General features: G+C 65.6%; 11 protein-coding genes. 3 read left to right on the plus strand and 8 right to left on the minus strand.

What is annotated here, in order from left to right; all coding sequences use genetic code 11:
* Nucleotides 1-48: 48 nt before the first annotated feature.
* Nucleotides 49-1989 carry a glycoside hydrolase family 15 protein gene (locus tag MWU77_RS08950; RefSeq protein WP_169686162.1) on the plus strand — a complete coding sequence of 647 codons (1941 nt, stop codon included), beginning with the start codon at nt 49-51 and terminating at the stop codon, nt 1987-1989.
* A 6-nt stretch (nt 1990-1995) separates the two neighbouring features.
* Here the strand turns inward: MWU77_RS08950 and MWU77_RS08955 are convergent, their stop codons facing one another.
* From MWU77_RS08955 to lepA, 3 genes are all read right to left on the minus strand, one after another.
* A complete protein-coding gene (locus MWU77_RS08955) occupies nt 1996-2991 on the minus strand; it encodes an ABC transporter substrate-binding protein (protein WP_247273492.1) in 996 nt (331 codons plus the stop codon).
* A gap of 67 nt (nt 2992-3058) precedes the next feature.
* Nucleotides 3059-3991, minus strand: coding sequence for a nitronate monooxygenase family protein (locus MWU77_RS08960; RefSeq protein WP_247273493.1), 933 nt, complete (start codon nt 3989-3991; stop codon nt 3059-3061).
* A gap of 23 nt (nt 3992-4014) precedes the next feature.
* Nucleotides 4015-5856 (minus strand): translation elongation factor 4, encoded by a 1842-nt coding sequence (gene lepA, locus MWU77_RS08965; protein ID WP_169686842.1) that lies wholly within the window; start codon nt 5854-5856, stop codon nt 4015-4017.
* Between the two features lie 162 nt (nt 5857-6018).
* On the opposite strand from lepA, the gene MWU77_RS08970 reads away from it, so the two are divergent.
* The gene (locus MWU77_RS08970) at nt 6019-6585 is read left to right on the plus strand and encodes a type II toxin-antitoxin system PemK/MazF family toxin (protein WP_169686156.1); all 567 of its coding nucleotides are present in this window, start codon (nt 6019-6021) and stop codon (nt 6583-6585) included.
* Between the two features lie 53 nt (nt 6586-6638).
* Here MWU77_RS08970 and MWU77_RS08975 read toward each other — a convergent pair whose 3' ends face one another.
* On the minus strand, nt 6639-7424 hold the full coding sequence (locus MWU77_RS08975; protein ID WP_169686154.1) for an aquaporin: 786 nt from the start codon (nt 7422-7424) through the stop codon (nt 6639-6641).
* A 217-nt stretch (nt 7425-7641) separates the two neighbouring features.
* Here MWU77_RS08975 and rpsT point away from each other — a divergent pair, with 217 nt between their 5' ends.
* The gene (rpsT, locus tag MWU77_RS08980; RefSeq protein ID WP_169686152.1) at nt 7642-7902 is read left to right on the plus strand and encodes a 30S ribosomal protein S20; all 261 of its coding nucleotides are present in this window, start codon (nt 7642-7644) and stop codon (nt 7900-7902) included.
* 93 nt (nt 7903-7995) lie between these two features.
* On the opposite strand, the gene holA is transcribed toward rpsT, so the two are convergent.
* The 4 genes from holA to MWU77_RS09000 form a co-directional block, all read right to left on the minus strand.
* On the minus strand, nt 7996-8967 hold the full coding sequence (gene holA, locus MWU77_RS08985) for a DNA polymerase III subunit delta (protein ID WP_247273494.1): 972 nt from the start codon (nt 8965-8967) through the stop codon (nt 7996-7998).
* Nucleotides 8964-11354 carry a DNA internalization-related competence protein ComEC/Rec2 gene (locus MWU77_RS08990; RefSeq protein ID WP_247273495.1) on the minus strand — a complete coding sequence of 797 codons (2391 nt, stop codon included), beginning with the start codon at nt 11352-11354 and terminating at the stop codon, nt 8964-8966. Before MWU77_RS08990 ends, holA begins: the two co-directional genes overlap by 4 nt.
* Nucleotides 11351-12163 (minus strand): ComEA family DNA-binding protein, encoded by an 813-nt coding sequence (locus tag MWU77_RS08995; protein ID WP_247273496.1) that lies wholly within the window; start codon nt 12161-12163, stop codon nt 11351-11353. Before MWU77_RS08995 ends, MWU77_RS08990 begins: the two co-directional genes overlap by 4 nt.
* Nucleotides 12164-12260: 97 nt before the next feature.
* A complete protein-coding gene (locus MWU77_RS09000; RefSeq protein ID WP_247273497.1) occupies nt 12261-13079 on the minus strand; it encodes a DegV family protein in 819 nt (272 codons plus the stop codon).
* Between the last annotated feature and the right edge of the window lie 5 nt (nt 13080-13084).

Raw genomic sequence — 13084 nt, forward strand, 5'->3', positions numbered from 1 at the left:
CCGCCCGTTTGCCCTGCGTCACACCCGCGCCGGACCGATCATGGAGAGATGACCTCCGCCGCACACACACCGTCGTCCCTGCCGAACCGCACACCGTTCCCTCCGATCGGCGACTACGGGTTCCTGTCGGACTGCCAGACGTCATGTCTGGTTGCGCGCGACGGTTCCGTCGAATGGTTGTGCGTGCCGCGCCCCGATTCACCGAGTGTGTTCGGCTCACTGCTCGATCGCAGCGCAGGTCACTTCCGCATCGGGCCGCACGACCGGTCGGTGCCCGCGGCCCGCCGGTATCTTCCGGGAGGAGTCGTACTGGAGACGACGTGGCAGACCGAGACCGGTTGGATCGTCGTCCGTGACGCGCTGGCCATGGGACCGTGGTACGACCTTCACCGACGCTCCCCCATCCAACGCAGGACTCCGTCCGATTGGGAAGCCGAGCATATTCTCCTGCGCACTGTTCGGTGCGTGAATGGCACGGTCGAACTGAACATGAGTTGCGAACCCGCCTTCGATTACCATCGCGGCGGCACGCAGTGGGAGTACACCGGCGACGTGTACGAGGAGGCGACGGCCGTGTGCGCAGACGCACCGGACGAACACCCGCGGCTGCGCCTGACCTCCAACATGCGCCTCGGCATCGAGGGCCGGGAAGCGCGTGCCCGGACCCGCATGAGAAAAGGTGACACCGTCTTCGTCGCCCTGTCGTGGGGCGATCAGACGCCGCCGCGCACCTTCGAAGAAGCCGCCACGAAAATGCTCACGACTCAGGACTACTGGCGCGAGTGGGTCACGACCGGCAGGTTCCCTGATCACCCGTGGCGCACCTATCTCGAACGCAGTGCACTGACCCTCAAGGGACTGACGTATTCCCCGACCGGCGCTCTCCTCGCAGCCGCCACCACCTCTCTCCCGGAAACACCTGGAGGTGAACGTAATTGGGACTACAGATACGCCTGGGTGCGCGACTCCACCTTTGCCCTGTGGGGCCTGTACACCCTGGGCCTCGATCGCGAGGCCGACGACTTCTTCTCGTTCATCCTCGAGGTGTCCCGGGGCGCCGACGGCAAGGACCACCATCCCCTACAGGTCATGTACGGAGTCGGGGGCGAGCGCGTACTGGAAGAATCGCAACTCGACCATCTGAGCGGCTACAACAATGCCAGACCCGTGCGCATCGGCAACGATGCATACCGGCAACGCCAGCACGACGTGTGGGGCGCCCTCCTCGACTCGGTGTATCTACACGTGAAGTCGCGCGAGCAGATACCGGAATCCCTGTGGCCGCTGCTCAGCAACCAGGTCGAGCAGGCGGCCGCGCACTGGCGGGAACCCGATCGCGGGATGTGGGAAGTGCGCGGCGAGCCTCAGCATTTCACCTCGTCGAAGGTGATGTGCTGGGTCGCGCTGGACCGCGGCGCCAAGCTCGCCGAGATGCACGGCCAACCCGACCACGCGGCGCGCTGGTCGGCAGTCGCCGACGAGATCAAATCGGACATCCTCGAGCACGGCGTCGACGAACGCGGCGTTTTCACTCAGCGGTACGGCGATCCGGCACTCGACGCGTCGAACCTGCTGATTCCGTTGCTCCGATTCCTCCCGTCCGATGATCCGCGGGTGCGCGCAACGGTACTCGCGATCGCGGACGAACTGACCGAGCACGGTCTCGTGCTTCGCTATCGGGTCGAAGACACCGATGACGGACTTTCCGGACAGGAGGGAACATTCACCATCTGCTCGTTCTGGCTGGTGTCCGCACTCGTCGAGATCGGCGAGGTCGAACGGGCATCGATGCTGTGCGGTCGATTGCTCGATTTCGCGAGCCCGCTGAAGCTGTATGCCGAGGAGATCGACCCGGCGACCGGGCAACACCTGGGCAACTTCCCCCAGGCTTTCACCCATCTCGCTCAGATCAATGCGATCGTGCACGTAATCCGCGCCGAACAACGCACCGAATCAGGTGAATTCAAGCCCGCGCATGCGCGGCACTGAGCCCGGTCACGAACCCGCGAGGGCCTCCAATTGCGGGCGAAGCTCGTCGAGCGCGTACCCGATCGACAACGACGAGGGAACATTGAATGCGGCAACGGTCGGATAGTCGACCACAGCCAGCCCACCGTTCGCCACCGACGGCAACCGATCGAAACCGGGCAGGGCCATCAGATCTTCCTCGGTCCCGCCATTGGGAAGTATGACGAGCAGGTCGGCGACCAGCGCGTCGACACGTTCGGGACTGAGCATCACGCGACCGGAGGAGACACCGGCCTCCTCGACCAGCGCCTGCGGAAGCGTCATCCCCAGTTGTTCGAAGAGGGCCGACGCGCCGTCGGACGGATCGGCGACGACGACGAACTGCTGATCGGCGAACATGAACTGGGACAGGACCGCGGTCTTGCCCTCGAGCTCAGGGAAGGCATACTCGTCGATCTCGGCGTTCCTCTCGGCGATGATCCGCTCGGCGTCGCCGGAGCGATCGAGCAGGGTCCCCAGGGCGCGGAGTTGGTCGTCCCAGTTGTCGACGCCGGTCTCACCGAGCGGAGCGACCGTGGGTGCCACCTCGGTCAGAGTGTCGTACGAATCGGCGGAGGTGATCTGCCAGTTCCCGAGAATCAGGTCTGGTTCGAGTGCTGCGATCGGTTCGATCGGCAGTGGCCCCTGCATGGTCGCGTCGTTTCCGGCCGTGAGGTTGACGGCGTCTGCCGATACGTCACTCTGCCAGGGGTACAGGCCGCGCTCGTCACCCGCCGACCCCGCGCTGAGGTAGCCGACGGGTTGGACGCCGAGTTCGAGAAGCGCATCGACCCACTGGCTCGATGTCGCGACGATGCGCTCCGGGGTGCCCTCGATCGTGGTGGTTCCGAAAGCGTGCTCCACAGAAACGGTCTCGATGGCCCCCACCGAGTCGGTGTCCGCGTCGTCCGTGGTCGAGCACCCGGCCAGCCCGACACCGACCAGAACGGCTGCGGCACACACCGACAGGAATCTCACACGCATTGCAGAACCACCCTTCAGATTTAGGTCAGGCATACCTTAATCTGCGGGCGGCGGAAAGGGAACTGCTTCAACGGAAGCGGCCGAGCAACGTCTCCGCCTGCGCGCCGATACCGCGAATCACCTCGCCCGCGGGCCGCTCGGCCCGGACGAGCCCTGCTGCTTCCCCTGCGTAGACGACTCCGATATCCGGATCGTCGCCGGCGTATTCATCGGCAAGGGTCTGCTCGTCCGCCCCACGGCCATGCCATGTCTCGGTGAAGCTGTTGACCAGGGCGCGGCCGCCCCACCGGGCCGGCCACGGCTGGTGGCGGGCCTTGTCGAACACATCGGTGTACACGGTGTCGGAACTTCCGGCCGCGATCAACCGAGCGCGAGCATAATCCGGTCCTACAGTTTCCGGGCTGGCAAGCAGAGCAGTCCCCACCAGAGCACCGACTCCCCCGGACGCGAGCACGGCGGCAAGCCCGCGACCCGACGCAATGCCCCCGGCAGCGAGTACCGGAAGTTCGGTGGACTCGAGCACTTCCTGCAGCAATGGCAATGTCCCGATCCTCCCGGTGTGACCACCGGCCTCGTGACCTTGCGCAACCACCGCGTCGACTCCCGCGGCCTCGACCACTCGAAGATCCTCGAGGGTGTTGATCTGGGAGATCACGGTGGCACCGGCATCGTGAACCCGTTGGACATACGGAGCGGGGTCGCCGAACGACAGAGCAACCACCTGCGGACGGTGCTCGAGGACCGCACCCAGAAGTGAATCGTCGTCGTACAGAGACCACGTCATGAGACCGAAGCCGAGAAGCCCGCCGCCGATCTCGCGTGCCGTCCGGGCTTGCTGCTCGAGCCACTCGGCGTTGTTGTATCTCGCCGCTCCGATCAGCCCCAGGCCCCCGGCCTTGGTGACCTCACCGGCGAGAGCCCCACCGGCCCGTCCACCCATCGGCGCCCCCACGAGCGGAATCGTGATTCCGAATTCACGTGTCAGCCAGGTCTCGAGCACGATGGGGTCCTTTCGCCGAGCGGTTACTTCTTGGGCTTGTCCGAGGACGCCTCCGACGACAAGGCCGCAACGAATGCTTCCTGCGGCACGTCGACGCGACCGATCGTCTTCATGCGCTTCTTGCCTTCCTTCTGCTTCTCGAGCAGTTTGCGCTTACGACTGATGTCGCCGCCGTAGCACTTGGCAAGCACGTCCTTGCGGATCGCGCGAATGTTCTCGCGCGCAATGATCTTCGAGCCGATAGCGGCCTGCACCGGCACTTCGAACTGCTGGCGCGGGATGAGTTCCTTGAGCTTGGTCGTCATCTTGTTGCCGTACGCTGCCGCGGCGTCCTTGTGCACGATCGCACTGAAGGCATCGACCGCTTCTCCCTGCAGCAAGATATCGACCTTGACCAGGGCAGCTTCCTGTTCACCGGCTTCCTCGTAGTCCATGCTCGCGTATCCGCGCGTGCGCGACTTGAGGGAGTCGAAGAAGTCGAAGATGATCTCGGCCATCGGCAGGGTGTAGCGCAGTTCCACGCGGGTCTCGGACAGATAGTCCATGCCTCCGAGCTCACCGCGCCGTGACTGACACAGCTCCATGATCGAGCCGATGAACTCGCTCGGCGCGATGATCGTGCACTTGACGATGGGCTCGTAGATCTCGCGGGCCTTGCCTTCGGGCCACACCGACGGGTTGGTCACGATGACTTCCTCACCACCCTCGAGCACGACGCGGTACACCACGTTCGGGGCGGTGGAGATCAGGTTGAGGCCGAATTCGCGTTCGAGCCGCTCACGGGAGATCTCCATGTGCAGCAGACCGAGGAATCCACACCGGAATCCGAAGCCCAACGCAACGGAGGTCTCGGGTTCATAGGTGAGCGCGGCGTCGTTGAGCTGGAGCTTGTCGAGAGCGTCGCGCAACACCGGGTAATCGGAACCGTCCACGGGGTACAGGCCGGAATAGACCATGGGCCGCGGTTCGCGGTAGCCGGTGAGCGGCTCCGAGGCTCCACCGCGCGCGAGCGTCACCGTGTCGCCCACCTTCGACTGACGCACGTCCTTCACGCCCGTGATCAGGTAGCCGACCTCTCCGACACCGAGGCCGGTTGCCGCTTTGGGCTCCGGTGACACGATGCCGACCTCGAGCAGCTCGTGGGTGGTGCCGGTCGACATCATCTTGATCTTCTCGCGCGGCATGATCTTGCCGTCGACGACGCGAACGTAGGTCACGACACCGCGATAGGTGTCGTACACCGAGTCGAAGATCATCGCGCGGGCAGGTGCATCGGAATCACCGACAGGCGCGGGAATCTGCCGGATCACCTCGTCGATCAGCTCGGGGACTCCCTCGCCGGTCTTGCCGGAGACACGCAGCACATCGGAGGGCTCGCACCCGATGATGTTGGCTATCTCACCCGCATACCGATCGGGATCGGCGGCGGGCAGATCGATCTTGTTGAGAACCGGAATGATCGTGAGGTCCTTGTCGAGCGCGAGGTAGAGATTCGCCAGGGTCTGCGCCTCGATTCCCTGCGCGGCATCGACGAGGAGCACGGCGCCCTCGCACGCCTCGAGCGCGCGCGAGACCTCGTAGGTGAAGTCGACGTGGCCGGGGGTGTCGATCAGGTGCATGACGTAGTCTTCGCCGTCGAGTTTCCACGGCAGCCGCACGTTCTGCGCCTTGATCGTGATACCGCGTTCACGCTCGATATCCATCCGGTCGAGGTACTGGGCGCGCATCTGCCGTTCCTCGACCACGCCGGTGAGCTGCAGCATCCTGTCCGCCAACGTCGACTTGCCGTGGTCGATGTGCGCAATGATGCAGAAGTTCCGGATCTTCGCGGGATCCGTGAAGGTGGTGTCGGCGAACGTGGTGATGTCGTGCTCCTGACTCGGGCCGGCAGCGGCCTGGGGCCGCGGTCATCTTGAAGAATATCCAAGAGTCGCAATCGCCGAGTCGTCGGCTGTGCCGACAGGTAGGTACCTCGTGTGTACCCGCACGACTGCTCATGCTCGGAAGCGTGGTTACACTGGCCGATCGTGGCTGGCAAGTGGATGCAAATGGGCAAGCAACTCGGACGTCTTGCGGTCGAACACGGCCCGCGGCTGTACAAGCAGTTGCAGCAGTCGGGAGCACTCGACCGCGCGAAGGGTGCACTGACTCAGGACTCCGGCCGAGCTGCGCCCGCACCTACTCCCGGTCGTCCCGTGGCTTCTCGTACCAGCCCGACGGCGCAGCGTGCCCGCACGATCGAGTATTCACCCGATCTCGACGGAAACGCCGATCCCGGCGAGATCGTCTGGACGTGGGTGGAGTACGAAGAAGATGCGAGCCAAGGCAAGGACCGTCCCGTCCTCGTCGTGGGGCGCGAAGGTTCGACGCTGCTCGGCCTGATGCTCTCGTCCAACGGCGACCGCGACGGACACCCCGATTGGGTCGGGATCGGCACAGGCCCGTGGGATCGCGAGAACCGACCGAGCTGGATCCGACTCGACCGCATCCTGGATGTTCCGGAAGACGGCATCCGCCGCGAAGGCGCGATCCTCGAGCGTTCCCGTTTCGATCGGGTCGCATCGCGCCTCCGCGCGGATTTCGACTGGGCCTAGAAGGACTGGGCCTGGAAAGCCGGACATACAGTTCAGGACAGCGGGCTGCTGTTCTACGAGGCGCGCAATCCCTGATTACGGCCGAACAACAACGTGTAGACGAGCGCACCGAGCGCGCCTCCGATGAGCGGGAACACGATGAACAGCCACAGCTGCGCAAGCGCACCGTCTTGATAGAACGCCACTGCAAGACTGCGTGCCGGGTTGACCGAGGTGTTGTCGATCGGGATGGCGATCAGGTGGATCACCGCAAGTGAGAATCCGATCGCGAGTCCCGCGTTGAGCACATCGGAGATCTGATCGGTGCTGGCGAGCACCACGAAGACCAGCAGGCCGGTGAGCAGGATCTCGATGATCATCGTGGCGCCGATTCCGTATCCGTTCTCGATGACTCCGCCGAGTGGTCCCTCGATCGCGGAGGGGCTGTGCGGGCCCCATCCGTTCGCTCCCAGTCCGTCGGCTGCCCGGTCGTAGGATGGCAGTGACGACGCGACCGCGAAGATCGTGACACCGGCGATGAGACCGCCCACGACCTGAGCGATCCAATATCCGACAGCGCGAACGGGCGTGACGTGCCCGACGATGAGCTGGCCCAACGTGACCGCCGGATTGACGTGGCATCCCGAGATCGGGCCGATCGTGTAGACGAGGAAGAGCAGCGTCAGACCGAACGCGAGCGCAACGCCGAGGTTGCCGACTTTCGCTCCGGCGAACACTGCAGTTCCGACTGCGGAGAATACGAGCACGAATGTGCCGATGGCTTCAGCGATGTACTTCCTGACATCCGAGAAGTCGTTCGGACCGGCCGCCTCCTGGGCAGTTTCATGTTCTGACGTCATGCCGTCAGTGTCACGCCGATACCTGTGACGCGTGGCCGACTCGCACCCTTGTTGTGAGATAGACAACATTTTTCGCCCCACAGATCGCCGGAGCGCCGGGGCGATACTGTCGGATCGGTTTGGGCATTGACGGCCAACGCTGGTATCGTCGACCGTCGTGCCCTAGCGCACCCAGAGCTTTCCTATCAACTACCAGCAAGACGACAGGATTTTACGCGTGGCCAACATCAAGTCCCAGGTGAAGCGGATTCGCACCAACGAGCGCAACCGGCTCCGGAACCAGTCGGTGAAGTCCTCGCTGCGCACTGCGATCCGTTCGTTCCGCGAGGCCGCGGCCGCTGGAGACAAGGACAAGGCCAACGAGCTCCTCGTCGCCACCAGCCGTCAGCTCGACAAAGCAGCCAGCAAGGGCGTCATCCACGCCAACCAGGCTGCGAACAAGAAGTCTGCTCTCGCGAAGCTTGCCAACAAGCTCTGAGCCCTCAGCTCCGAGGTAGAGGACGCAAGCTCTGCTGACACAAGGCCGCACCTTTTCGGAGGTGCGGCCTTCGGTCGTATCGGTGGCGGGTCGTCAGGCGACCAATTCCGCGATGGTACGGACCGCGGACTCCACCGCATAGTCGGCGTCGGCTGCCGCACCCTTGACATCGGCGTTGAGTGCCGCGACCACCCCGAGTGCGGTTCCGATCGATTCCGGTGCCCACCGACGCGCTTGCCCCTGCGCCTTCTTGACCTTCCACGGCGGCATGCCGAGCCCCGACGCCATGGAGAACGGATCTCCCCGTCCGGCCGATCCCACTTTCGCGATGGTGTGCACAGCATCGGCGAGGGCATCGGCCAGCAGGACATGTGCGACGCCCCGGTGCATCGCCCATCGCAACGCTTCCATCGCTCCGGGGAGATCTCCTGCCACTGCCTTCTCGGCAACGTCGAATCCGGTGATTTCGGCTTTACCCGAGTAGTAGCGGCGGACCGCGTTCGCGTCGATCTTGCCGCCGGTATCGGCCACCAGCTGACTGCATGCCGCCGCGAGTTCGCGTAGCTCGGAGCCGACCGCGTCGATCACGAGTTGTTCGACGTCTCCTGCAACCCGCACGCCGGCCGCCTGGAACTCCTGGTGCACGAATGCGCGCACCCATTTCGCGCGCTCCCCTGCCTTGCCGGGGACCTGGCACGCATATTCTTCGGCACCGCACTTCTGCAGCGCCCCCACCATCGCCTTCGTGCGTCCTCCACCGGTGTGCAGGATGACCAGGGTGACCCCGTCAGGGGGTGCTGCAGCCGCGTCGAGAATCAGGGTCACCGCATCTTTGCCTGCGTCGGCGGCGGATTCGAGGATGACCACCCGGTCTTCGGCGAACAGTGACGGACTCAGAAGTTCGGCCAGTTCCGGAACGCCCGCATCCCCTGCGCGCAACCGCGAGACCGGAAGATTTGCGCCTGCACCGCTGCGGGCCCGTACCGTCGCGATGATCTTCGTGACCGCGCGGTCGACCAGGAGTTCTTCGTCGCCGAGAACCAGGTGCAGGGGTGTGTCGCTCACGGACCGATCGTGCCACGTGAGTCCGACACTACGGCCAGCGCCCCGGACCCGGCACGCACCACGGCAATATCTCCGTGCAGGTCGGTACGCAGTATCCGGGAGCCCACCTCGTGCAGGGCCTCGACGATCTCGAGGTGCGGATGCCCGAACGTGTTGTCGCGTCCCGCGCTGATCACCGCGACGCGGGGGCGTACCGCGGCCAGGAAGGCTTCCGACGTCGTCCGCGAGCCGTGGTGAGGAACCTTGAGGACGTCGGCGCGCACATCGACCCCGTTGCGCATCAACGCGTCGAGTGCGGGTGCCTCCGCGTCACCCGGAAGCAGGATGCGTCCCACTGCTGTCTCGGCAACCATCACCAGCGAAAGGTCGTTCTCCGAATCGCCGGAGCGTTCAGCGGGGGGACCGAGGATCCGGATCGTCACCGAACCGACGCGCAGTACCTCCCCGGCCGCCGCCTCTCGGATTCGCACTCCGAACTCGGTGGCCTGGTCGGTCAGGTCTGCCACCGTGTCTCGGCCCATCGCACCCGGGCCGACGATCACCTCCCCCACCCTGCGACCCTGCAACACCCCGCGCACACCACCCATGTGATCGGCATGCAGGTGCGAGACGATCACGACCGGCACCGAGTCGATATGCAATCGTCGAAGGCACCGATCCACCGGTGTGGCCTCCGGCCCCGAATCCACGACCACCGCAGTACCGTCACCGGCAGCGAGCACCACTGCGTCGCCCTGCCCCACATCGCAGGCCGCGAACACCCACTCGTTCGCCGGCCAGCCGGGGGCGAACAGGCGTACGGGAATCCACACCGCGAGCACCGAGGCCGCCGCGACACCGGCAGGATACCGAATTCTCTTGTAACGCAGGAGGACACAGCCAGCAAAAGCCGCGCAGCAGACCACCGCCGCCCCCCAAGGCCCGTCCGGCAGCGAGAACTCCGCCGAGGGCACTGATGCTGCGCGAGCGGCGACGGCAATGAGCCACCACAGCATCGGTGCTGCGCCCCGCGCGAGGAACTCGGCGGCACCTGGGACCACCGGCGCGCACACTGCCACGAGCGAACCGAGAACGGTCAGCGGCGCAAGCACCGGCGTCACCAGAATATTCGCGGCCACCGCCACGACACTGACGGTCCCCGTCGCAGCTGCGAGGATCGGTGCGGTCACGATGTACGCCGCGCACGATACCGCGCACACCTCGGCCACCGCCCGGGGCCATCCACGCGCCTGCATCGACGCGACCCAGACCGGCGCAATGAGCACGAGTCCGGCGGTGGCCGATGCAGACAACGCGAATCCCACGTCGACCGCGAGGTCCGGCCACACCAGCACCAGAAGCCCGATTGCCGTGCACAGTGCGGGAAGTGCCTGCCTCTGCCTCCCCGCGACGAGCGCCAGGAGCGCGACCCCTCCCATCGCCGCGGCACGCAACACGCTCGGCGACGGACGCACGACGATCACGAACAGCACCAGTGCCGTACCCGCCAGGACAGCGCCCGTCCGCGGGCCTATTCCGACGAACCTGACCAGCAACAGAATCGCCCCGAGCAGGATACTGACGTTCGCACCGGACACCGCCGTCAGGTGTGTCAGACCCGACACTCGGAAGTCCTCGCGCACGTCGTCCGGGAGTCGGCTCGTATCACCGACGATCAGTCCTGGGAACAGTCCGGCCGCAGAAGGACTCAGCGCTCGTGCCGACACCTCGGCCAGATCCTCCCGGATGCCGGCTGCCCATTCCGCAAGAGCCGAAGGCGCTTCCGTCGCGCGCGGTGCGCCGTCGGCCCGGAGGACCGCCACCGAGGTCCCCGGATCCATGCCTCCCGAGGCCACATTCTCGGATACCCTGCCCCGCATGGTGACTCGCTGCCCCGGCAACAGATTTTCCCAACCACCCGCGGGAGCGAATACCACCGCTGAGCCCCCGACTGCCATCGACTCACCGCCCAGCGTCACGTGGCGTATCGCGACAGGAACACGCACCTGTGGTTCACCACCGAACGGTGAACTCCGAATCAACCGTGGATCATCGGTCGGTTCCACCACTGCGGTGGTCCAGGCATCGGCCGGTGCCGTCGCGAGCGGATGGTTCTCGACGAACCACATCCGCACGGCGACAGCAGCGCCGCATCCTGCAGTGACGACCAGAACGACGACCACTCCCCGCAGCACCGGGCCCCGTGTCGACGAACGCCCCCTGCGCGTTCGCCGAGACGGGGCTCCCGTACCCGCCGCCAATAGTGCGACGACCAGTGCCCCCACCGCGGCAAGCGCGGCCACGAGCACCGAGATCCGCCAACCCCAACAGAGACCGATCAGGGTTGCAGCCCACACCGCGAGGGTGCACGGCAGGAGTCGGGCGTCCACGGAGACCGGTGCGGTCACACGGCCACCAACTCGCGTAACCGGGCCAGTCTGGCGGGGCCTATCCCATCCACCTCGGAGAGCTGCTCTACGTCGGTGAACGGTCCGTTGTCGCGTCTCCACGCGACGATCGCCGCTGCGGTGACAGGACCCACACCGGGCAGCGCATCGAGGGCAGCTTCGTCGGACGTGTTGAGATTCAACGGATTCTGGCCCTGCCCAGGTTCACCATCGGCCCCATCCGCAACACCGCCTCCCGTCCCGGACACCGCGCTGCCTTCGGGAACCGGGTGCGGCGGCGCCACTCCGACGACAATCTGGTCGCCATCGGCCACCCGCCGAGCGAGGTTCAGACCGAGTAGGTCTGCGCCTTCACCGGCGCCGCCCGCCGCTTCGAGTGCATCCGCGACTCGGGCGCCCTGGCTCAGGTGCACCAATCCCGGCTGGGTCACGAGCCCGACCACACTCACCACCACCTCCGCCTGCTGCTCGGGCACCGGAGCATGCGACGACGTCGCGAGCACTTCGACAGCAGGCAGCGGCGGAACGGATTCGGGTACCGGACGGTCCCGCCACACGACGACGACCGCGACGAGAACTGCCACAACCGCCACCGCTGCGAGCGCCTTACCACCACCGCGGCCGGCGTCCCAGCGCGCCGTACGCATCCGCTCGAGGACGCTCAGTGACTCACCGGCCTCATCAGGTCGCGAACGGTCTGTGAACAGGTCGTCGAGCTCGTCCTGGTCGTCGTTCCCGGCCCGACCGATCGTCTCGGATCGCACGATGGCATCCAGCCGCGTTCTCGCGAGGTCTCCGTCGCTGCCCATGCCGTGACGCTAACGCCGGCCCGGGCGGTGAAGCGCTCGCGGACCACCGTGACGCGAAATCTGTGGATGGATGGAGCAGCTGTGGATAACCGTCCGGTCAGCGCTGTGCCACGACGATCCCGATCGCCCCCGGACCGACGTGTGCACCGAGCACTCCGTCGATCTCACAGATGAGGAGTTCGGACGCGTCGGGGATCCGCTCGGAAAGTTGCTCCGCCAGCAGATCTGCGCGTTCGGGTGCTCCACGATGATGCACCGCGAGGAGTGGGGCGGGCCCGGCCTCGGCGACGATTCCGTCGACCAGTTTCGAAAGCGCCTTCGTCATCGTCCGAGTCTTCTCACGCAGCACGAGTTTCCCGTCGACGAGATGGAGAACGGGTTTCATCGCAAGAGCCGTGCCGAGCAGTGCGGTGGCCGTACCGATGCGACCGCCGCGGCGCAGGTGGTCGAGTCGGTCGACCACCAGCAGAGTCCGTCCGGATGCTGCCACCTCGACTGCACGCGAGTACACCTCGTCGAGATCGGCGCCGAGTTCGGCCGCACGCGCCGCTTCGAGTGCGGCAAATCCCAAACCCATCGCGGTGTTCTGTGAATCGATCAGCCGCACCCGATCGCCGAGCGAGTCGGCGGCGTGCTTCGCAGCCTCCCAGGTGCCCGACAGCAGTCGCGACAGGTGTACCGCCACTACCCCGTCGCCGTCGCTGTCGTCGAGTGCACGCGAGTAGACCTCGAGCAGTTCGGCCGGCGACGGGCCGGACGTGGTCACTCCCGACAGATCTTCGGGAAGCTCATCGATACCCTCGCGAAAATCCCCCCCCTCGGAGATCACGTGCAGGGGAACGATCCGGATGTCGTATCGCTCCGACATCTCCGGATCGAGACAACACGACGAGTCGGTGACCACCACTACTGACACGGCAC

This window comes from Rhodococcus sp. F64268, assembly GCF_023015605.1.
GTDB lineage: Bacteria > Actinomycetota > Actinomycetes > Mycobacteriales > Mycobacteriaceae > Rhodococcus.

Bases quoted from the DNA above. Each gene is read 5' to 3' on its own strand.
- MWU77_RS08950 (WP_169686162.1), top strand. From the start codon at position 49: ATGACCTCCGCCGCACACACACCGTCGTCCCTGCCGAACCGCACACCG.
- MWU77_RS08995 (WP_247273496.1), bottom strand. From the start codon at position 12,163: ATGGGCAGCGACGGAGACCTCGCGAGAACGCGGCTGGATGCCATCGTG.
- MWU77_RS08955 (WP_247273492.1), bottom strand. From the start codon at position 2,991: ATGCGTGTGAGATTCCTGTCGGTGTGTGCCGCAGCCGTTCTGGTCGGT.
- MWU77_RS08975 (WP_169686154.1), bottom strand. From the start codon at position 7,424: ATGACGTCAGAACATGAAACTGCCCAGGAGGCGGCCGGTCCGAACGAC.